Origin of the sequence: Streptomyces sp. NPDC002790, from assembly GCF_040295505.1 — a bacterium.
Classification (GTDB): domain Bacteria; phylum Actinomycetota; class Actinomycetes; order Streptomycetales; family Streptomycetaceae; genus Streptomyces.
In genome coordinates, this window is sequence record NZ_JBEOVM010000036.1 from 40761 (window position 1) to 61594 (window position 20834).

Sequence of the window (20834 nt, forward strand, 5' to 3'; positions counted from 1 at the left end):
ACTCCGCGCGTGGCCAAGGTGACTCGGGACGATGTGGCGCGGCTGGCGGGTACCTCGACCGCCGTCGTGTCCTACGTGATCAACAACGGACCCCGGCCGGTCGCCCCGGCCACGCGCGAGCGGGTGCTCGCCGCGATCAAGGAGCTGGGGTACCGGCCCGACCGGGTCGCCCAGGCCATGGCCTCGCGGCGGACCGACCTCATAGGCATGATCGTGCCGGACGCGCGCCAGCCGTTCTTCGCGGAGCTGACGCACGCCGTCGAACAGGCGGCGTCGGAGCGCGGGAAAATGGTCCTGGTCGGCAACTCCGACTACGTGCCGGACCGTGAGGTCCACTATGTGCGCGCCTTCCTCGGCATGCGGGTCTCCGGGCTGATCCTCGTCTCGCACGGTTTCAACGACCTTGCGGCGAACGAGATCGAGGCCTGGGACGCCCGCGTCGTCCTGCTGCACGAGCGACCCGAGGCGATCGACGACGTCGCGGTCGTGACCGACGACGTGGGCGGCGCCCAGCTCGCCACCCGCCACCTCCTGGAGCACGGCCACGACTACGTCGCCTGTGTGGGCGGCACCGCCGACACCCCCTCCGTCGGCGACCCGGTCTCCGACCACGTCGAGGGCTGGCGCCGCGCCATGAAGGAGGCGGGGCGCTCCATCGAGGGACGGCTCTTCGAGGCGCCGTACAACCGTTACGACGCCTACAAGATGGCGCTCGGCCTGCTGTCCGGGCCGGACCGGCCGCCCGCGGTGTTCTGCTCGACGGACGACCAGGCCATCGGTGTGCTGCGGGCCGCGCGCGAGCTGCGCATCGACGTGCCGGGCGGTCTCGCGGTGGCCGGGTTCGACGACGTGAAGGAGGCGGGGCTCACCGATCCGACCCTGACCACCGTCGCGTCGGATCGTCCCGCGATGGCGCGGGCCGCCGTGGACCTCGTCCTGGACGACTCGCTGCGGGTGGCCGGGTCGCGGCGCGAGCGGCTGAAGCAGTTCCCCTCGCGGCTGGTCGTCCGGCAGTCCTGCGGCTGCGCGTAGCCGCTCCGCGGGTCGCCGGATTATGGGTCGAGGTCGACCTTTATTTCGGGCAAACAGGGTTCTGTTGGGACTCTCAGGGACCACTCAGGCAGCTCTCATGTACGCGCCACAGGCTTGGTGCCATGACCGAGACCTACCGCCGAAGCGGCGACGACCCCCAGCCCTATCCCCCGCAGCCCCCGTACCTGCCGGGCGTGGAACTCTCCGAACAGACCCACGAGCACCCGCAGCACGGCACCCCGAAGAAGAAGCGGCTGCGCGGTCCTGCCGGGCTGATCACGGCGGTGGCGATCGCGGCGGCGGCGGTCGGCGGCGGCACCGCGTACGCCATCCAGGAGTTCACCGGCGCCGGCAGCGCCACGGCCTCGTCCTCCACCAGCACCACGGTCGTGCCCAGCAGCAAGAAGGGCACCGTGTCCGGCGTCGCGGAGGCGGTCAGCCCGTCGATCGTCGAGGTCAACTCGACGCTCTCCTCCGGGTCCTCGACCGGTTCCGGCGTGATCGTCACGAGCGACGGCGAGATCGTCACCAACAACCACGTCGTGTCCGGCGCCACCTCCGTCAAGGTCTCGACGAGCGACGGCAAGACGTACACGGCTGACGTCGTCGGCACCGACGCGAAGAAGGACCTCGCGCTCATCAAGCTGAAGAGCGCCTCCGGCCTGAAGGCGGCGACGCTCGGCGACTCCGGGGGCGTCAAGGTCGGCGACGACGTCGTCGCGATCGGCTCACCCGAGGGCCTGACCGGCACCGTGACCAGCGGCATCGTCTCCGCGCTCCAGCGCGATGTCACCGTCTCCACCGACGAGGAGCAGCAGCAGCAACAGCAGGGCGGCAGCGGCGAGTGGCCGTTCGAGTTCGGCGGCCAGGAGTTCAACGGCAACACCGGCTCGTCCAAGACGACGTACAAGGCGATCCAGACCGACGCGTCCCTCAACCCCGGCAACTCCGGCGGCGCCCTCATCGACATGAACGGCAACATCATCGGCATCAACTCGGCGATGTACTCGTCCGCTTCGGACTCCTCCGGTTCCGGGGAGGCCTCCAGCAACGGCAGCGTAGGCCTCGGCTTCGCGATCCCGATCAACACGGTCAAGGCCGACCTCGACACACTGCGCGCGGGCGGCTCCGACAGCTGAGCCCATCTCAAGCCCCGCCGTTCGGACGAGAGCCAGCGGGGTCCGGGGCGGAGCCCCGCGACCGGAGGGGCCGGGTAGCTCCACGCACACACCGGGTGGCCGTGCGAGGCTGAGAGGCGCCGACCACCCACCCGTACCGACCGACAGGAAGCACACCGCATGAGCCCCGCCGAAGGCGAACCGCAGCGCATCCTCATCGTCGACGACGAGCCCGCGGTACTGGAGGCACTCCAGCGCTCCCTCGCCTTCGAGGGCTACGGCACCGAGGTCGCGGTCGACGGCGCCGACGCCCTGGAGAAGGTCGCCTCGTACCGCCCCGACCTGGTCGTCCTCGACGTACAGATGCCCCGCATGGACGGCCTGACCGCCGCCCGCCGGATGCGCGCCACCGGCTCCACCACCCCGATCCTCATGCTCACCGCCCGCGACACGGTCGGCGACCGTGTCACAGGACTCGACGCGGGCGCGGACGACTACCTGGTCAAGCCGTTCGAGCTCGACGAACTGTTCGCCCGGGTGCGGGCCCTGCTGCGGCGCAGCTCCTACGGCGCCACCGGCGACGAAGCCGACGACAACGACGCCCTCTCCTTCGCCGACCTGCGGATGGACCTGACGACCCGGGAGGTCACACGTGGCGGGCGCGCGGTCGAGCTGACCCGCACCGAGTACACGCTCCTGGAGATGTTCCTCGCGCACCCCCGCCAGGTCCTCACGCGCGAGCAGATCCTCAAGGCGGTCTGGGGCTTCGACTTCGAGCCGTCCTCCAACTCCCTGGACGTCTACGTGATGTACCTGCGACGCAAGACCGAAGCGGGCGGCGAACCGCGCCTCGTGCACACCGTGCGGGGTGTGGGTTACGTGCTGCGGTCCGACGGGACGTCCGAGTGAGCAAGCTCGTCCGGCGGCTGCGGACGCTGCCGCTGAGGTCGCGGATCGCGCTCCTGGTGGCGGTCGCGGTGGCCGCCGCCGTCGCCGCCGTCGCGGTGACCTGCTGGTTCGTCACGGCGAAGCAGCTGTACGCGCAGCTGGACAACGATCTGGTGCAGCAGGCGCACTCGGTCAAGCGCGAACAGATGGAGTACGTCCTCGCGGGCTGCCAGTCCGGCGACTCCTCGGCCCAGCACAACTTCCCGGGCCCGACGATCCAGATCATCGAGTCCAACGGCACCGCGTGCACCTCGCAGGGCGATCCCAGGATTCCCGTCCAGCCCGCGGACACCGCCGTCGCGGCGGGCACCTCGGACCACTCGGTGCACACCACGGACGACGCCAAGGGCCAGGCGATGCGGGTCCTCACCGTCCCGATCAAGCAGGACGACACCCGGCTCCCCGGCGTCGCCGCCTCCGTCGCCACGCCCCTCGACGAGATCACGACGCCGCTGACCACCCTGGCCTGGCTGCTCCTCGCCGTGGGCGGCATCGGCGTCCTCGGCTCCACGGCCGCCGGTCTGTGGATCGCCCGCGCCGCACTGCGCCCCGTCGACCAGCTTACCGAGACCGTCGAACACGTGGCGAGGACCGAGGACCTCACGGTCCGCATCCCGGTCGAGGGCGACGACGAGATCGCGCGCCTTTCGGAGTCGTTCAACTCGATGACCGCCTCGCTCGCCTCCTCCCGCGAGCTCCAACAACAGCTCATCGCGGACGCGGGTCATGAGCTGCGGACGCCGCTGACCTCGATGCGTACCAACATCGAACTGCTCACGCGGATCGAGGAGACCGGCCGCTCCATCCCCCCGGAGGACCGCAAGGCGCTGATGGCGTCGGTGAAGGCCCAGATGACGGAGTTGGCCGCGCTCATCGGCGACCTTCAGGAACTGTCGCGTACGGGACTGACCGGGGCGGAAGGGCCGCTGAAGGTGGTCTCGCTGCACGACACCGTGCGCAGCGCCATCGAGCGCGCCCGGCTGCGCGGCCCCGAGCTGACCTTCGACGCGGAGCTGGCCCCCTGGTACGTACGGTCCGAGCCGGCGGCGCTCGAGCGGGCGGTCGTGAACCTGCTGGACAACGCCGTGAAGTTCAGCCCGGAGAAGGGCCGCGTCGAGGTCCGGCTGATGCGCGGCACGCTCACGGTGCGGGACCACGGGCCCGGTATCCCGGACGATGAACTGCCGTACGTCTTCGACCGGTTCTGGCGCTCGCCGACCGCGCGCGCCCTGCCGGGTTCGGGCCTCGGCCTGTCGATCGTGGCCCGCACCGTCGAGGCCAGCGGCGGCCAGGTCGCGCTCTCGACGGCGGACGGCGGCGGCACGATCGCCACGCTGATCCTCCCGGGCGCGCCGACAGCGCCGCCGGAGATCCCGTAGGGCCTGTCGTCCGGATCAGGCCCTGTCGGTCACTTGCCGATCGAGAGCCCGCCGCCCGACAGGTTCACCCGGATCCCCTCCTTCTCCACGGTCACGTCCTGGAGCCGCACATAGCCGTCGTCGCCGGGCAGCTTCGGCAGCCGGAAGGCGAGGGAGAGGCGGTCGGCGAGCTCGGGCTTGGTGAGCCGGGTGAGGCCGTCGAGCAGCGCCGGGTCGAGCCCGATCCGCTTGAGGAACTCGGGGTGGGCGAGCGCGATGTCGATCAGGTTCGTGCCCATCAACTGCTTGACGAAGCGCGGCGTCCCGGTCAGCTCGCGCAGCTTCGCGTCGCTGTGCAGCGCCTGCTGCACCGCGCTGTCCGGCACCCCGAGACGCTTGACGACCGCGGGGACGGCGAGCAGCTGCCGCGCCTTGTCGACCTGCTTGGTGAGCTTGGCCACGGAGGCGCGCGTGAGGTGCAGGCCCTCGGAGGCGCGGGTGCCGGGGCGGTAGGTGGCGAGGTCCCCGACGGCCAGGCTCATGTTGTCGATGTCGGTGGAGATCCCGGACGCGCCGAGCCGCTGGATGTTCGCGTCCGCCCGCACCTTCACGTCGTGCCCGGCGACGGGCAGGGTGCCGCGCGCCAGCACCTTGTTCTTCCCGTGCCCGCTGAACGTGACCTGGGACGCGCCCAGCTCCCTGTTCATGTCGGCGAAGCTGAGCAGCACCTCGCCGTGCATCGCGTCGGCCTGGGCGCCGCTGATCTCGGTGAGGCCCGAGCCCTTGATGCGTACGTTGTGCGCGGTCGCGGAGACCTTGGCGAGGGTGACGCGGTCGGCGGCGACGTCGGGGACGGTCACCTTCAGTTCGCCGATGCGGCGGTCGGCGAGCTGGGTGAGAAACGGGAAGCCGGCGATCTCCACCTCGGGGGCGGCCGTCAACTTCATTTGTTTCTTGATCTGTTGTGCCGCCTTGTTCTCGGCGTAGAGCACCGCCCAGCGGTCGGCGAGGCCGAGGAAGCCGCACAGGACAAGGACCGCGATCAGGCCCTTCAGTGCGAAGGAGAGCCCGGCGAGGCGGCTTCGGCGCCTGCGTCGTCCGGCTCGCCTGTGGCTGGGCGGAACCAAATCCTCCGCACCGCCATCAAACCAATCGTCGAACGTCGTGTCGTCATCGAACGTCGTGTGGCCGTCGAACGTCGTGCTGTCGTCGGCCAGGGGGTCGTCGGCTATGCGGTGGGGGGTACGCATCGGGTGATTCCATCACACAACCCCACCAATTGCACAAACATCCTTCACATGCGAAGGGTGGCCCACTGTTCAACCGTAGGCCACCCCAATGCAAGCTCTGTTTCAGCTATTTGACGATCGTGATCCGGTCCGCCTTCGGCGGCGCGATCGGGTTCGAGGCCGAGGAGTTGGCCGTCAGATAGTCGTTGAGCGCCTTGAGGCCATCGCTTCCCACCAGCGGGTTCTTCCCCGCCCCGAGCGCCGCGAAGCCGTCGCCGCCGCCCGCGAGGAAGGAGTTCATCGCGACGCGGTAGGTGGCGGCGGGATCGATGGCGGCGCCGTTCAACCTGATCGAATCGACGACGACCCGGTCGGCCCCCGCCTTGGTCATGTCGAGCGTGTACGTGAGTCCCGCCGAGGGCTGAAGGATCTTCGGCGAGGCCGTGTTCGCTCCGCTGACCTGCTGCTGGAGCGCGGTGACGAGCTGCTCGCCGGTCAGGTCGGCCAGATTCACGGTGTTGCTGAACGGCTGCACGGCGAAGCCCTCCCCGTACGTCACCACGCCGTCGCCCTCGCCGCCGCTCGCCTTGAACACCAGGTCGGAGCGGACCCCGCCCGGGTTCATCAGCGCCAGATCGGCCTCCGGGTCAAGGGACTTGGCGTGTTCGAGCTGCGCGTCCGCGATGAGATCGCCGAGCGGGGCCTCGGGCGTCGCCGCGCCCCGGCCGGGGACATCGGCGGAGATGTAGCCGACGGGCTGGTTCGCGACCGGCGCTGCCAGCTTGTTCCACTGCCCGATCAGCGCCGTCATGTCGGCGGCCTTCGGCTGCGTCCGCGTGACGACGTGATTGGCGGAGATGGGGTTCTTTGAGGCGGGGTTCTTGGAGGTGGGCGACTTCACCGACGTACGGACGACGTCCTTGGTGGCACGGTCATACGTCAGCGTCGTGTCCGTGTAGAGCTTCCCGTACGAGGACGCGGACGTGACCATCCGCGGCTTGCCTGCCGGGTCCGGGATCGTGCACGCGTACGCGTTGTGCGTATGCCCGGTCACCAGGGCATCCACCTTCGATGTGATCCCCTTGGCGATGTCGACGATCGGCCCGGACACACCACTGCCGCCGCTCGGCGCGTCACAGTCGTAGTTGTACGAGGCCGAGGCCGGGGCGCCGCCCTCGTGGACCAGCGCGACGATCGACTTCACGCCCTGCTTGTCGAGGATCTTCGCGTACTTGTCGACGGTCTCGATCTCGTCGTGGAACTTCAGCCCCTTGACGCCCTCCGCCGACACGATGTCCGGCGTCCCCTCGAGCGTGACGCCGATGAACCCGACCTTCACACCCTTGTGCTTCCACACCCAGTAGGGGGCGAGGATCGGCTTGCCGGTCTTCTCGTCGGTGACGTTCGCGGCCAGGTAGGGATAGTCGGCACCTTCGAAGGCGCGCCCATCCTCATAACACCCGTCCTTCGGATGGCAACCGCCCTCTTGCAGCCGCTTCAACTCCCCCGAGCCCTCATCGAATTCATGATTCCCGACCGAGGTCACGTCCAGGTCCAGCTTGTTCATGGCCTCGACGGTCGGCTCGTCGTGGAACAGCCCGGACAGCAGCGGACTGGCACCGATCAGGTCACCCGCGGCGGCCGTGACGCTGTACGGATGTCCCTGCCGGGCCTTGCGCAGCGAACTCGCCAGGTACTCGACGCCACCCGCATCGATCTTCTTCGTGGTGCCGTCGGCCTGGTCCTCGGTGACCTGCCCGGAGGACCCGGCCGGCGGCTCCAGGTTCCCGTGCAGGTCATTGAAGGACAGCAGCTGTACGTCCTGGTAGCGCCCCTGCCCCACCTTCTCGGCACTGGCCCCGGCAGGCAACGCGGCCACCAGCGCGCCAACGGCGACGACGGTGACGGTGACGACAAGCGCGACAGGTCTCTTGTTCCGTACGTGCATGGGGCCCCCTCGGGGTGCGGTGCGACGACCGTGAATGTGGGGGCAGCCTAGAGTCAACGCGCGTAGTACGTAAGCAAAATCCAGCCCGTGCGGCGATTGAGCACATCCAGCCCCGCCGGCGTTTGAGGCGCAGGGTCCGGGGCGGAGCCCCGCGGCGTAGGACCGGTGCCGCACCAGGCACCCGTCCCGGGCGGAGCCCAGTCGTACCCTCGTATCCATGACCACGGACCCCGCCCCCACCAACGATCCCGGCCGCCGGATCGACACCCTGCCCACCCTGACTGCCGAGCAATCCACCACCGTTCTCGCCCTGCTCGGCGAAGCCGCCCACACGGACGGCCAGCAAGCCGTCTCCGAGCAGGGCCGGCTGCAACTGCGGGGAGGCGAGCGGGAAGGCATCCGGCACCTGCTGCTCAGCGTCGGCGACGACCTGGTCGGCTACGCGCAGCTGGAGGACACCGACCCCGTAGAGGCCCCTGCCGCCGAACTGGTCGTGCACCCGGCACACCGGGGCCACGGTCACGGACGGGCCCTCGGCAGCGCACTGCTCGCCGCCTCCGGCAAGCGGCTGCGGGTGTGGGCACACGGCGGACACAGCGCGGCACGCCACCTCGCGCAGGTTCTCGGGCTGACCCTGTTCCGCGAACTGCGGCAGATGCGGCGGCCGTTGGAGAACCTGGACCTCGCGGAGCCGGCCCTGCCCGAGGGCGTCCGGATCCGTACGTTCGTGCCCGGCCAGGACGACACGGCATGGCTCGCGGTGAACAAGGCGGCGTTCGCCCACCACCCCGAGCAGGGCACGCTCACCCAGCGCGACCTGGACGACCGCAAGGCCGAATCCTGGTTCGACCCGGCGGGCTTCTTCCTCGCGTTCCGCGGTGACGAGCTGGTCGGCTTCCACTGGACGAAGGTGCACGCGCAGGAGCGACTCGGCGAGGTGTACGTCGTCGGGGTGGCGCCCGCGGGCCAGGGCGGCGGCCTCGGCAAGGCGCTGACGGCGACGGGCCTGCGGCACCTGGCGGCGGCCGGACTTCCGACCGCGATGCTCTACGTCGACGCCGACAACAAGGCGGCGGTGAGCGTGTACGAGCGGCTCGGTTTCACCACGTACGAAACGGATTTGATGTACCGAACCGAGTCCTGACCTGGGGTTTTACCGGTACGACCCACGTTGAGGGGGCGGCGTCGCTTGACGCCGCCCCCTCTCTTGCATCACCCTTTCACTACTTGATTAGTGAAAGGGGGTACGCCGTGGCACAAGGGTCCGCACCGGAACCGGTCATAGAGTTCCGCATCGACCGCCACACAGGCGTTTCCACCTACCTCCAGATCGTTCACCAGACCGAGCACGCACTGCGGCTCGGACTGCTCGAACCCGGCGACAAGCTGCCTACGGCCCGCGAGGTAGTGGAGGCGACGGCGATCAATCCGAACACCGTGCTGAAGGCATACCGAGAGCTGGAGCGCTCCGGACTCGTCGAGGCCCGGCGCGGGCTCGGCACGTTCGTCCGCGCGACGCTCGGCTCCGGCTCCGCCGACTCCCCGCTGAGGGCGGAGCTCGGGGACTGGACGGCCAGGGCGAAGGAGGCGGGCCTCGACCGGGAGGACGTCGAGGCCCTGTTCGGCAGCGTCCTGGAGGCGCACTTCGGCACCACATCCAAGGGGACTTCATGAGCACGGCCATCGAGGCGAACGGCCTCGTCAAGCGCTACGGACGGCGCGCTGCGGCGGCCCTGGACGACTGCTCGTTCCGGCTGCCCGCGGGCCGGATCAGCGCGCTCGTCGGGCCCAACGGAGCGGGCAAGTCGACGCTGCTGACCATCGCGGCCGGCCTGTCGCGCCCCACCTCGGGGAGCATCTCCGTGCTCGGCGCCGCCCCTGGCGCGCACCGCGCGAAGGTGTCCTACCTCTCCCAGGGCAAGCCCCTGTACCCCCAGCTGTCGGTCGCGGACACCCTGCGGACGGGCGCCGACCTCAACCCGGAGCGCTGGGATGCCGCGTACGCGTCGAAGATCGTCGAGCAGGGCCAGCTCGACCCGAAGGCGAAGATCCGCTCGCTCTCCGGCGGCCAGCGCACCCGCGTCGCGCTCGCCCTGGCCCTCGGCAAGCGCCCCGAGCTGATGCTGCTCGACGAGCCGATGGCCGACCTCGACCCGCTGGCGCGGCACGAGTTGATGGGCACGCTGATGGCGGACGCGGCCGAGCACGGCACGACGGTCCTGATGTCCTCGCACATCGTGACCGAACTGGCCGACGCCTGCGACCACCTGCTGCTGCTCGGCGGCGGCCGGATCCGGCTCGGCGGCGGCATCGACGATCTGATCGGCGCGCACAGCCTGGTCACGGGCCGCGGCGACCTCGCCCCGCACACGGTGGTCGAGTCACGCGCCTCGGGCCGCGGCGTCACCGCCCTGATCCGCAGGGACGGGCCGATCGGCGAGGGCTGGCAGGTCCAGGAGCCCTCCCTGGAGGAGCTGCTCCTGGCCCACCTCCGCTCGCCCGACGCCCCACCCCTGATCACGCCGGGCACCACGGCGGGCCCGCGCCGGACGGCGGTGCCGGCATGAGTGCCCCGTCCCTCGACAAGCCCGCCAAGTCCGCCAAGCCCTCCGGCGTGCGCCGCACGAAGCCCGGACCCGACGGCCTGGTGTGGACGGTCCTGCGGCTGCACCGCCCGGCGATGTGGGTGTGGACCGGCTACGTGGCGGTCAGCCTCGGCCTGCTCCTGTGGCTGTGGGGCCCCGGCTCGTCGGGGGCCCAGTCCGCCTTCGACAAGATGGGCTACAGCGGAGCGCAAAACAACGCGTGGCAGGGCTCGTTCTCCCCGTTCCTGCGGTTCTTCGACCACTCCTTCGACACCCTCTTCTACGATCCGCTGACCATGGCCCGGATCGGCGCGTGTGTCATCGCCGTCTTCGCCGCGGGCCCGCTGATCGCCCGCGAACTGGAGCAGGGCACCGCCCAGTTGGCGTGGACCCAGTCCGTCTCCCCGGCCCGCTGGCTGGCCGCGAAGCTGTACGTGCCCGCCGCGCTCATCACCGTCGGCACCACGCTCGTCGTGATCCTCTACCGCCTGGTGTGGGACGGCCGGAACCATCTGCTCGTCGCCGGCATCGGCCCGCGCGACTTCGACTTCTCCGTGGGTCCCGCGACGGTGGCGAACGCCCTGTTCGGCCTGGCCATCGGGGTGTTGGCCGCGCTGGTGCTGCGCCGGACGCTGCCGGCAGCCGCCCTCGCCGGGGTCGTGACGTACCTGGTGGGCGCGTTCCGCTCCAACTCCTGGCCGCTCCAGGGCAAATACCTGCAGCCGGAGATCCCCGTGCACAGCAAGGCGGTCACGTCGACGGGCGCGGAGATCCGCGACCCCGGCTGCAATACGCAGCACTGCCTGGACCAGCACGACATCACCGGCTTCACCCGCCACTACCTCCCCTCCCCCGACTTCTGGCCGCGCCAGCTCGCCGAGACCGGCATCCTGCTCGGGCTCACCGCCCTGGCCGTCGTGGCCGCTTTCCTGGTGCTGCGCCGGTTCCAGCCGGAGCCGTCGGCAACCCCGCTCACGAAGGAGACCACCGCATGAGCGCCGCCACGATTTCCCTGGGCCTGCCCCGGACGGTCCTGCGAGTGCACCGCGTCGCCGCCTGGCTGTGGATCGCCTTCGTCGTCGTGACGGGCGCCGCGCTGCTGTGGCTGTGGGGCCCCGGTACGGCCGCGCTCGACATCACGGGACACTGCGACCCGGCGGTGGCGAACGGCTGCACGGCGAAGGGCGCCAGCGGGGACACGTACCACTACGTCCTCACCCTCGCGGACACGCTGATCACGCTGCTGCCGGTGGCGGCCTCGGTGTTCGCGGGCAGCGTGCTCATCGGGCGCGAACTGGGCACGGGGACGGCCGAGTTGGCGTGGACGCAGTCCGTGTCCCCGGCCCGCTGGCTCGCCACGAAGCTGGCCGTGCCCGCGATGTTCCTGGTCCTCGGCACGACCGTCCTGGTCCTCCTGCGCCGGCTCGTCGCCTCGGCGGCCCCCGGCCTCTCGGACAACCGCTGGCACGATTCGGCGGCGAACAGCGCCCTCGGCACGACGGCCGTGACCCTGCCGCTGCTCGGCCTGGCCATCGGCGCGGTCGTGGCACTCCTTATGCGCCGGACCCTGTCCGCGGCCCCCTTCTCCCTGATCGCCATGGCCGTCGTGATGGGCGTGCTCGGCGCGGTCCGCGACCGGCTGTGGCCCACGGTCACGGTGACCGGCGACCTGCGCGGGGGCTACCCCTCCTTCGCAGGTTCCGTGACCACCGAGGGCGCGCTGACCGGCTCCGGCGCGCGCGTCGCCGACCCCCTGTGTGTCGACGACCGCGCCTGCCTGGCCTCGCACGACATCACGGGCTACTACCGTGAGGGCCACCCGCCGTCCCACTTCTGGCCCCTCCAGCTCGTCGAGACGGGCCTGATCCTCGCCCTCACGGGGGCAGCCACAGCCACGGCCTTCTGGCTCCTCCGCCGCCGAGCACGGTAAGAGTGCCGCGCCTCAAACGCCGGCGGGGCTATTGATAGCCCCTGCAGGGGGCACCTCCCAGCGTTAGCTGGGGGAGATTGAGCAGGCCCGTCCGGCAGGACTTTCGGGAAGGGGCGGGGCGGGGAGACAAACCCCCCGCGGGCCGCACGCCCATAGCCCGTACGTCATGTCGCCGTAACCGTCGATTCAGACGGGCTTGCGACGCTCACGGAATGCAGCCCCCCGCCCCCGAGCCCGACGGCCCCGCCCACCGCGGCACCCTCGCGCTCGCGCCCGCGTACTCCGACGCCGTCGACGCGCCCCGGACGCCGTCCACGCGGAAGAATGGGGCCATGAGCCAGCCGAACGCCGCACAGGACCAGACGACCGACGCTGCTCCGGCCCCCTCGGCCGCGCAGCCCCAGCCGTCCGTGGGGTCGCTCGCCGCGCACCGGCCGCACCCCGTGGCCGGCGGCGAGTACGACCTGGCCGCAGCGAAGCTCGCCGGCATCGTCGCCGATATCGACGCGGACCCGGACGACTACGAGGAGAGCTACGCGGGCCAAGAGGGCGCGGAGCTCCCGCAGGGCCGCTTCCTGGACCGCGAGCGCAGCTGGCTCGCGTTCAACGAGCGGGTCCTGGAGCTCGCCGAGGACCCGAGCACCCCCCTCCTGGAACGGGCGAACTTCCTGGCGATCTTCGCCTCGAACCTGGACGAGTTCTTCATGGTCCGGGTGGCGGGCCTGAAGCGCCGCATCGCGACCGGCGTCGCCACCCGCTCGGCCTCGGGCCTGCAGCCCCGCGAGGTCCTGGACCTGATCTGGAACCGCTCCCGCGAACTCATGGCCCGGCACGCCGCCTGCTACCAGGACGAGATCGCCCCGTCCCTCGCCGACGAGGGCATCCACGTCGTGCGCTGGAACGAGCTCACGGACAAGGAGCAGGCCCGGCTCTACACGCTGTTCATGCAGCAGATCTTCCCGGTGCTCACGCCGCTGGCCGTCGATCCCGCGCACCCCTTCCCGTACATCTCGGGGCTCTCCCTCAACCTCGCCGTCGTCGTCTCGAACCCCGTGTCGGGCCATCGTCACTTCGCCCGGGTGAAGGTTCCGCCGCTGCTCTCCCGCTTCCTCGAGGCCTCGCCGCAGCGCTACGTCCCCATCGAGGACGTCATCGCCGCTCCCAGGCACCTCGGCGAGCTGTTCCCCGGCATGAAGGTCGAGGAGCACCACATGTTCCGGCTGACCCGGAACGAGGACCTGGAGGTGGAGGAGGACGACGCCGAGAACCTGCTCCAGGCCCTGGAGAAGGAGCTGATGCGGCGCCGCTTCGGGCCGCCGGTGCGCCTCGAGGTCGAGGAGACCATCGACTCGGACATACTCAGCCTCCTCGTGAAGGAGCTGAAGATCAGCGAGGCCGAGGTGTACCCGCTGCCGGGCCCCCTGGACCTCACGGGACTCTTCTCCATCGCGGGCATCGACCGCCCCGAGCTGAAGTACCCCAAATTCGTCGCCGGCACCCACCGCGACCTCGCCGAGGTGGAGTCCTCCTCGGCCCCCGACATCTTCGCCGCGCTGCGCGGCCACGACGTGCTGCTGCACCACCCGTACGACTCGTTCTCCACCTCCGTACAGGCCTTCCTGGAGCAGGCCGCGGCGGACCCGGACGTGCTCGCCATCAAGCAGACGCTGTACCGGACCTCGGGCGACTCACCGATCGTGGACGCGCTGATAGAGGCCGCCGAGGCCGGCAAGCAGGTGCTCGTCCTGGTCGAGATCAAGGCGCGCTTCGACGAGCAGGCCAACATCAAGTGGGCCCGCAAGCTGGAGGAGTCGGGCTGCCATGTCGTCTACGGTCTCGTCGGCCTGAAGACGCACTGCAAGCTGTCGCTCGTCGTACGCCAGGAGGGCGACCAGCTCGTCCGGTACTCGCACGTCGGCACGGGCAACTACCACCCCAAGACCGCTCGTCTGTATGAGGACCTGGGTCTGCTGACGGCCAATCAAGAGGTCGGCGCCGACCTCTCCGACCTCTTCAACCGGCTGTCGGGATACTCGCGCCGCGAGACCTACCGCCGCCTCCTCGTCGCCCCCAAGTCCCTTCGTACGGGCCTGATCACGCGGATCGAGAAGGAGGTCCAGCACCACCGTGCGGGCCGCCCCGCGCACGTCCGCATCAAGGTCAACTCGATGGTCGACGAGGCCGTCATCGACGCGCTCTACCGGGCCTCGCAGGCGGGTGTCCCCGTCGACATCTGGGTACGCGGCATCTGCGCCGTCCGCCCCGGTGTCGCGGGTCTGTCGGAGAACGTCCGGGTCCGCTCGGTCCTCGGCCGCTTCCTGGAGCACTCCCGCGTCTTCGCCTTCGGCAACGGCGGCGAACCGGAGGTCTGGATCGGCAGCGCCGACATGATGCACCGCAACCTCGACCGCCGTATCGAGGCCCTGGTCCGCGTGGAGGACCCGGCCCATCGCGCGGCGCTCGGCCGACTGCTCGAAACGGGGATGTCCGACGCCACCGCCTCCTGGCACCTGGGCGCGGACGGCAACTGGACCCGGCACGCGCTGGACGCGGACGGCCAACCCCTGCGCAACGTACAGGAGATGCTCATAGACGCCCGGAGGCGCCGGCGTGGCACAGCGACACCTTGAGTCCAGCGAGCCGCTGAACGGGAACGATGTCGATGCCCTGGGGTGTTATCTCCGCTCCCGGGCCACCGAGTTCCTGCGGTCGTTGCGGCAGCATCGCGAGAGTGGGGCGACGGGGGAGACGGCGGAGGCGGCGCGCGCGTTGCGCCGTGCGGCGCGGCGGATCAGTGGAACCTTGCACACGTTCCGGCCCCTCCTCGACACGGAGTGGTCGGATGCGTTGCGGCCCGAACTGGCGTGGTTGTCGGGCACGTTGGCCCGCGAGCACGCGTACGCGTCCCGCCTGGACCGGCTGACCTCGGCCCTCCACACCTTGACGTCACGGGGCTCCGCCCCATCGCCGGCGGGGCTGTTTATAGCCCCTGCGGCGATTGAGCAGGCCCGTCCGGCAGGACTTTCGGGAAGGGGCGGGGCGGGGGAAGCAAGGCGTCCCCCGGCGCCGCGCACCGATACGACGGCCCCCGCCCCGGCGCCCACGCCCGAGCCCCGGGACACCCTCACCCTCGGCGCCGCCAAGGCATCCGCCCTGCTCGACCGCCAGCTCACCCTCGCCCGCACCCGGGCCCACAGCACCGCCCTCCAGTCCCTCGGCTCCGCCCGCTTCCACGCGGTCGCGGACAACGTGGCCGTACTGGCCAGCGACGTCCCCCTGGCCACCACCGCCACCCGCACCGAGCTGGAGAAGCTCGCCGCGGAGGCCGAATCCCGCCTCACCGAGGCCACCACCGCCCTCCACCACACCAGCCACCCGTACAACGCGGACGCCGACGCCTCCTGGCACCACGTACGCCTCCTGCTCCGCCTGCACCGCTACGCCCGCGAAGTGCTCCCGGACGCCCCCAGGGACGTACGACTCCTCGAAGCGGCCGACGCCCTGAACACCCACAGGGACGCCGCCGAGGCCGCCGCCGCCGCGGCCCACGGGGCCCGCACCCCCCGCATCGCGCCCACGACCGCGTACGCCCTCGGCGTACTCCACGCCGACCAGCGCCACGAGGTCGCGGCCGCCAGGCTCGCGTTCGGACAGGCATGGCAACGACAGACGGTGGGCACCCCATGACCGTGCATCAGGACGACCGCCACGACGGCCCCCGCACGATCCTCGCGGCAGGCTGCGTCCTGTGGCGCCGGGCACCAACTCCGACGTCAACTCCTCACGATGGCCGGGGAATTGAGATCTGCCTGGTCCACCGACCCAAGTACGACGACTGGTCGCACCCCAAAGGGAAGCTCAAGCGCGGCGAGGACGCTCTCACCGGGGCCCTGCGCGAGGTACGCGAGGAAACCGGCCACGACTGCGCCCCCGGCGCCACGCTCCCCACGATCCGCTACCTCGCGAACGGCCGTCCCAAGCAGGCGAGTTACTGGGCCGCGGAAGCGACCTCCGGCACGTTCACGCCGAACCGCGAAGTCGACCGCATCAGCTGGCTCACACCCCCCGAGGCGCGCGCCCGCCTCACCCAGCCCAGGGACCGCGCCCTCGTCGACGCCCTGCTGGACGCCCTCCACACCACCTGAAGATCACGTTCCGTAGCCGCACCGTGACCTAACCACCCCGCCCGCTTAGGTTCACCCTGCGTTCACTCATGCCCATCGGCCGCTTCACCTGATCTGCCTAATTTCAGCCTTACGCGGTGCGTCCCCGGCCCCCGGGAACGGTCCGCCGCTCGACTGGAAACCAACCGCAGATCGCACGCCGCCACAGAGACAGAGAAGCCCGGCGGCTCCTGGAAGGAACATCCGAAAGTGAAGCTTCAGCGCAAGAACCGGCTCCGCGCCCTCTCCTTCGGCGCTCTCGCCGTCTCCGGCGCCCTGGCCCTCACGGCGTGCGGCTCCGACGACACCAGCGGCGGCTCGGGCGGCACCAGCGCCTCGGCCAAGGCGGGCAACATCAAGTGCGACGACGCCAAGGGCCAGCTCCTCGGCATCGGTTCGTCCGCCCAGGCCAACGCCATAGACGCCTGGCGCCAGGCCTACTCCCAGGCCTGCTCCGACGTGCAGCTCAACTACAAGCCCGACGGTTCGGGCGCCGGCGTCACCGCCTTCAACCAGGGCCAGGTCGCCTTCGCCGGATCCGACTCGGCGCTCAAGCCCGAAGAGGTCGCCGCCTCGAAGAAGGTCTGCAAGGGCGGCCAGGGCATCGACCTGCCGATGGTCGGCGGCCCGATCGCCGTCGCGTTCAACGTCGCGGGCGTCGACAACCTGACGCTGGATGCCAAGACCCTCGCCCAGATCTTCGACTCGAAGATCACCAAGTGGAACGACCCGGCGATCAAGAAGTTGAACCCGGACGCCAAGCTGCCGTCCACCAAGATCCAGGCGTTCCACCGCTCCGACGAGTCCGGCACCACGGACAACTTCACCAAGTACCTCAAGTCCGCCGCCCCGGGCGACTGGAAGTACGAGGGCGGCAAGGCCTGGCAGGCCAAGGGCGGCCAGTCCGCGCAGGGCTCCTCCGGCCTCGCCCAGCAGGTGAAGCAGACCGACGGCGCCATCACGTACGTCGAGCTGTCCTACGCCAAGGACGGCGTCAAGACCGTCGACATCGACACCGGCGCCGACCAGCCCGTCAAGGCCACCACGGAGAACGCCTCGAAGGCGATCGCCGACGCCAAGGTCGTGGGCACCGGCAAGGACCTCGCCCTGGAGCTGAACTACGCGACCAAGGCGGCGGGCGCGTACCCGATCACCCTGGTCACGTACGAGATCGTCTGCGACAAGGGCAACAAGGCGGAGACCCTGCCCGCCACCAAGTCCTTCCTGAACTACACCTCGTCCGAGGACGGCCAGGCGGCCCTCGCCGACCTGGGCTACGCCCCGATTCCCACCGAGATCAACAAGAAGGTCCGCGAGACCGTCGCGAGCATCAGCTGACCCAAGAGTGCGGGCCGCCTCCCGGAGGCGGCCCGCACCGTCCGGTGCACCGCCGCCAGAAGCCCCGTAGCCCTCAACCCCCTTAACCGGGACGGGACTTCGCAGACCGGAGAACCCTCATGGACATAACCACGCAAGCCCCGGCGCCGCCACCGGCGCCCACCGATCGCCCCTCACCCGCCGAGCAGAAGCGCGCCGCCCGCGGCGCCACCCGCCCCGGAGACCGGGTCTTCCTCGGCCTCTCGCGCGGCTCGGGCATCCTGCTCCTGGTGATCATGGCCGCGATCGCGGTCTTCCTGACCTACCGCGCCTCGCTGGTCCTCTCGAAGAACGAGGGCAACTTCCTCACGACCTTCGAGTGGAACGCGACCGCGAGCCCGCCCGTCTTCGGCATCGCCGTCCTCGTCTTCGGCACGATCGTCACCTCGATCATCGCCATGGTGATCGCGGTGCCCGTCGCCGTCGGCATCGCGCTCTTCCTGACGCACTACGCGCCGAAGAAGCTGAGCGGGATCATCGCCTACGTCATCGACCTGCTGGCCGCCGTGCCGTCCATCGTGTACGGCCTGTGGGGCGCACTGTTCCTCGTGCCGCACATGACCGGCGTCTTCCACTGGCTCGACGACTACTTCGGCTGGACCGGCATCTTCGAGTACCAGGGCGGCGCCCCGCGCACCCTGCTCACCGTCGGCATCCTGCTCGCGATCATGATCCTGCCGATCATCACCAACGTCTCCCGCGAGGTCTTCCGGCAGGCGCCCCAGATGCACCAGGAGGCGGCGCTCGCGCTCGGCGCGACCCGCTGGGAGGTCATCCGGATGTCGGTGATCCCCTTCGGCCGCTCCGGCGTCATCTCCGCCTCGATGCTCGGCCTCGGCCGCGCGCTCGGCGAGACGATGGCCGTCGCCACGGTCCTCTCCCCCGACTTCCTGATCCACACCAGCCTGCTCGACCCGGGCGGCGGCACCTTCGCGCAGAACATCGCCGCGAAGTTCTCCGAGGCCAACGACCAGGGCCGCGACGCCCTCATCGCCTCCGGCCTTGTCCTCTTCGTCATCACCCTGTTGGTCAACGGCGCGGCCCGCCTGATCATCGCCCGCCGCAAGGAGTACTCGGGGGCCAACGCATGAGCAACGCAGCCGTTCCGACCCGGACGCCGGACACGCCGCGCACGCCGAGCACACTGAGCGCCGCGCGCCTGCCCCGCTGGGCCCCCTGGGCCATCGCCGTCGGCTCGATCGCCGCGGGCTGCGCCATCGGCCTCGGTGCCGGGCTCTCCAGCCGCATCCAGTGGGGCCTGATCGCGGCCCTCCTGTTCGTCCTCGTCTCGTACGCCCTCGCCGCCAAGGTCGAGGGCCGCCGCCAGGCCAAGGACCGCCTCGCGACCAGCGTCGTCTGGGTCGCCTTCATCCTCGCCGTGGTCCCCCTCGCGTCCCTCGTCTACGAGACGATCGCGCGCGGCATCAAGGTCCTCGACCCGTACTTCCTGAGCCACTCGATGGGCTTCGTCACCTCGTACCAGGAGGGCGGCGGCATCTACCACGCCATCCTCGGCACGCTGGAACAGGTCGGCATCGCCACCGTGATCTCGGTGCCGATCGGTCTGCTCACGGCGATCTACCTGGTCGAGTACGGCCGCGGGAAGCTGGCGAAGGCGGTCACGTTCTTCGTGGACGTCATGACGGGCATCCCCTCCATCGTGGCCGGCCTGTTCATCCTGTCCTTCTGGATCCTGATCCTCGGCTTCGGCTTCTCCGGCTTCGCCGGCTCGATGGCGCTGGCCATCCTGATGATCCCGGTCGTGGTCCGCTCCACCGAGGAGATGCTCAAGCTCGTCCCGAACGAGCTGCGCGAGGCCTCCCTGGCCCTCGGCGTCCCGAAGTGGCGCACGATCCTCAAGGTCGTCCTGCCGACGTCGATCGGCGGCATCACGACCGGCGTCATGCTGGCCGTCGCCCGCATCGCCGGCGAGACCGCCCCGGTGCTGCTGCTGGTCTTCGGCAACCCGCTGATCAACGGCAACCCGTTCGAAGGCCCGCAGGCCTCGCTGCCGCTGTACATCTACCAGCAGTACGCGAGCAGCGGCGGCAGCCAGGCGGCGTACGACCGCGCCTGGGCGGCGGCCCTGGTGCTCATCGCCTTCATCATGATCCTCAACCTCGCGGCCCGCGGCGTAGCCCGCTGGAAGGCCCCGAGCGCCGGTCGCTGACGCGGCCACCTCAGCGACGTAGCGACGCAAGCAATCGGAAGTGAACTGAACCCATGGCCAAGCGAATCGACGTAAGCGGACTCACCGCCTACTACAGCGCCCACAAGGCGATCGAAGACATCTCGATGACCGTCGAGCCCCGCTCGGTGACGGCCTTCATCGGCCCGTCCGGCTGCGGCAAGTCGACGTTCCTGCGCACCCTCAACCGGATGCACGAGGTCACCCCCGGCGGCCGCGTCGAGGGCAAGGTGCTCCTGGACGACGAGGACCTGTACGGCTCCCACATCGACCCGGTCGCCGTGCGCCGCACCGTCGGCATGGTCTTCCAGCGCCCCAACCCCTTCCCCACCATGTCGATCTTCGACAACGTGGCGGCGGGCCTGCGGCTCAATGGCAGCTACAAGAAGTCGGAGCTCGCCGACGTCGTCGAGAAGTCCCTGAAGGGCGCCAACCTCTGGAACGAGGTCAAGGACCGCCTGAACAAGCCCGGCTCGGGCCTCTCCGGCGGCCAGCAGCAGCGCCTCTGCATCGCCCGCGCCATCGCGGTCGAGCCCCAGGTCCTCCTCATGGACGAGCCCTGCTCGGCGCTCGACCCGATCTCCACCCTCGCGATCGAGGACCTGATCGGGGAGTTGAAGGAGCGCTTCACGATCGTCATCGTGACGCACAACATGCAGCAGGCGGCCCGCGTCTCGGACCGCACCGCGTTCTTCAACCTCTCGGCGGTCGGCCAGCCCGGCAAGCTCGTCGAGATCGACGAGACGGAACGCATCTTCTCCAACCCGTCCGTCCAGGCCACGGAGGACTACATCTCCGGCCGCTTCGGCTGACCCACCTCCCCGACCCCCCGCGGTGCTGCATGGCGGTGCCACCCCGGGGCCCAGAAAAGGCCCGCCCCCCGAGAGGGGGCGGGGGGTTTCGCAAATAAAACCCCAGCGGCGTTTGATCACGGCAATACAGCCCCCCCGGCGGTTTA

At 70.3% G+C, this 20834-nt stretch carries 18 protein-coding genes; 16 read left to right on the forward strand and 2 right to left on the reverse strand.

Annotated elements, in window-relative coordinates; genetic code table 11:
- Window positions 1–9: 9 nt before the first annotated feature.
- From ABT004_RS18490 to ABT004_RS18505, 4 genes are all read left to right on the forward strand, one after another.
- Entirely contained in the window at window positions 10–1032 is a 1023-nt protein-coding gene (locus ABT004_RS18490) for a LacI family DNA-binding transcriptional regulator (RefSeq protein WP_351337808.1), read from the forward strand.
- 122 nt (window positions 1033–1154) lie between these two features.
- Window positions 1155–2171: a S1C family serine protease gene (locus ABT004_RS18495; protein ID WP_351337810.1), complete on the forward strand. Its 1017-nt coding sequence runs from the start codon at window positions 1155–1157 to the stop codon at window positions 2169–2171.
- A 159-nt stretch (window positions 2172–2330) separates the two neighbouring features.
- Window positions 2331–3059, forward strand: a complete 729-nt coding sequence (locus ABT004_RS18500; RefSeq protein ID WP_351337812.1) for a response regulator transcription factor — start codon at window positions 2331–2333, stop codon at window positions 3057–3059.
- The gene (locus ABT004_RS18505; protein WP_351337815.1) at window positions 3056–4477 is read left to right on the forward strand and encodes a HAMP domain-containing sensor histidine kinase; all 1422 of its coding nucleotides are present in this window, start codon (window positions 3056–3058) and stop codon (window positions 4475–4477) included. Before ABT004_RS18500 ends, ABT004_RS18505 begins: the two co-directional genes overlap by 4 nt.
- Before the next feature lie 29 nt (window positions 4478–4506).
- Here ABT004_RS18505 and ABT004_RS18510 read toward each other — a convergent pair whose 3' ends face one another.
- Entirely contained in the window at window positions 4507–5706 is a 1200-nt protein-coding gene (locus ABT004_RS18510; protein ID WP_351337817.1) for an LmeA family phospholipid-binding protein, read from the reverse strand.
- A 106-nt stretch (window positions 5707–5812) separates the two neighbouring features.
- A complete protein-coding gene (locus ABT004_RS18515) occupies window positions 5813–7633 on the reverse strand; it encodes a bifunctional metallophosphatase/5'-nucleotidase (protein WP_351337818.1) in 1821 nt (606 codons plus the stop codon).
- Between the two features lie 217 nt (window positions 7634–7850).
- On the opposite strand from ABT004_RS18515, the gene mshD reads away from it, so the two are divergent.
- The 12 genes from mshD to pstB all read left to right on the forward strand — a co-directional run bounded on the left by mshD (window position 7851) and on the right by pstB (window position 20688).
- Window positions 7851–8777 carry a mycothiol synthase gene (mshD, locus tag ABT004_RS18520; RefSeq protein WP_351337820.1) on the forward strand — a complete coding sequence of 309 codons (927 nt, stop codon included), beginning with the start codon at window positions 7851–7853 and terminating at the stop codon, window positions 8775–8777.
- A 107-nt stretch (window positions 8778–8884) separates the two neighbouring features.
- Window positions 8885–9307: a GntR family transcriptional regulator gene (locus ABT004_RS18525; RefSeq protein ID WP_351337822.1), complete on the forward strand. Its 423-nt coding sequence runs from the start codon at window positions 8885–8887 to the stop codon at window positions 9305–9307.
- The gene (locus ABT004_RS18530) at window positions 9304–10200 is read left to right on the forward strand and encodes an ABC transporter ATP-binding protein (protein WP_351337824.1); all 897 of its coding nucleotides are present in this window, start codon (window positions 9304–9306) and stop codon (window positions 10198–10200) included. The genes ABT004_RS18525 and ABT004_RS18530 overlap by 4 nt, the downstream gene beginning before the upstream one ends.
- Entirely contained in the window at window positions 10197–11213 is a 1017-nt protein-coding gene (locus tag ABT004_RS18535; RefSeq protein ID WP_351337827.1) for an ABC-2 membrane transporter-related protein, read from the forward strand. The genes ABT004_RS18530 and ABT004_RS18535 overlap by 4 nt, the downstream gene beginning before the upstream one ends.
- Window positions 11210–12148, forward strand: coding sequence for an ABC-2 membrane transporter-related protein (locus ABT004_RS18540; protein WP_351337829.1), 939 nt, complete (start codon window positions 11210–11212; stop codon window positions 12146–12148). Before ABT004_RS18535 ends, ABT004_RS18540 begins: the two co-directional genes overlap by 4 nt.
- Window positions 12149–12360: 212 nt before the next feature.
- Window positions 12361–14778 carry an RNA degradosome polyphosphate kinase gene (locus tag ABT004_RS18545; protein WP_351337832.1) on the forward strand — a complete coding sequence of 806 codons (2418 nt, stop codon included), beginning with the start codon at window positions 12361–12363 and terminating at the stop codon, window positions 14776–14778.
- Window positions 14759–15835 (forward strand): CHAD domain-containing protein, encoded by a 1077-nt coding sequence (locus tag ABT004_RS18550; RefSeq protein ID WP_351337834.1) that lies wholly within the window; start codon window positions 14759–14761, stop codon window positions 15833–15835. Before ABT004_RS18545 ends, ABT004_RS18550 begins: the two co-directional genes overlap by 20 nt.
- Window positions 15832–16293 carry an NUDIX hydrolase gene (locus tag ABT004_RS18555; RefSeq protein WP_351337836.1) on the forward strand — a complete coding sequence of 154 codons (462 nt, stop codon included), beginning with the start codon at window positions 15832–15834 and terminating at the stop codon, window positions 16291–16293. The genes ABT004_RS18550 and ABT004_RS18555 overlap by 4 nt, the downstream gene beginning before the upstream one ends.
- Window positions 16294–16521: 228 nt before the next feature.
- The gene (pstS, locus tag ABT004_RS18560) at window positions 16522–17649 is read left to right on the forward strand and encodes a phosphate ABC transporter substrate-binding protein PstS (RefSeq protein ID WP_351337839.1); all 1128 of its coding nucleotides are present in this window, start codon (window positions 16522–16524) and stop codon (window positions 17647–17649) included.
- A gap of 119 nt (window positions 17650–17768) precedes the next feature.
- Window positions 17769–18779 carry a phosphate ABC transporter permease subunit PstC gene (gene pstC, locus ABT004_RS18565; protein WP_351337842.1) on the forward strand — a complete coding sequence of 337 codons (1011 nt, stop codon included), beginning with the start codon at window positions 17769–17771 and terminating at the stop codon, window positions 18777–18779.
- The gene (gene pstA / locus ABT004_RS18570; RefSeq protein WP_351337845.1) at window positions 18776–19858 is read left to right on the forward strand and encodes a phosphate ABC transporter permease PstA; all 1083 of its coding nucleotides are present in this window, start codon (window positions 18776–18778) and stop codon (window positions 19856–19858) included. Before pstC ends, pstA begins: the two co-directional genes overlap by 4 nt.
- Before the next feature lie 53 nt (window positions 19859–19911).
- The gene (gene pstB, locus ABT004_RS18575; protein ID WP_351337848.1) at window positions 19912–20688 is read left to right on the forward strand and encodes a phosphate ABC transporter ATP-binding protein PstB; all 777 of its coding nucleotides are present in this window, start codon (window positions 19912–19914) and stop codon (window positions 20686–20688) included.
- Window positions 20689–20834: the final 146 nt, after the last annotated feature.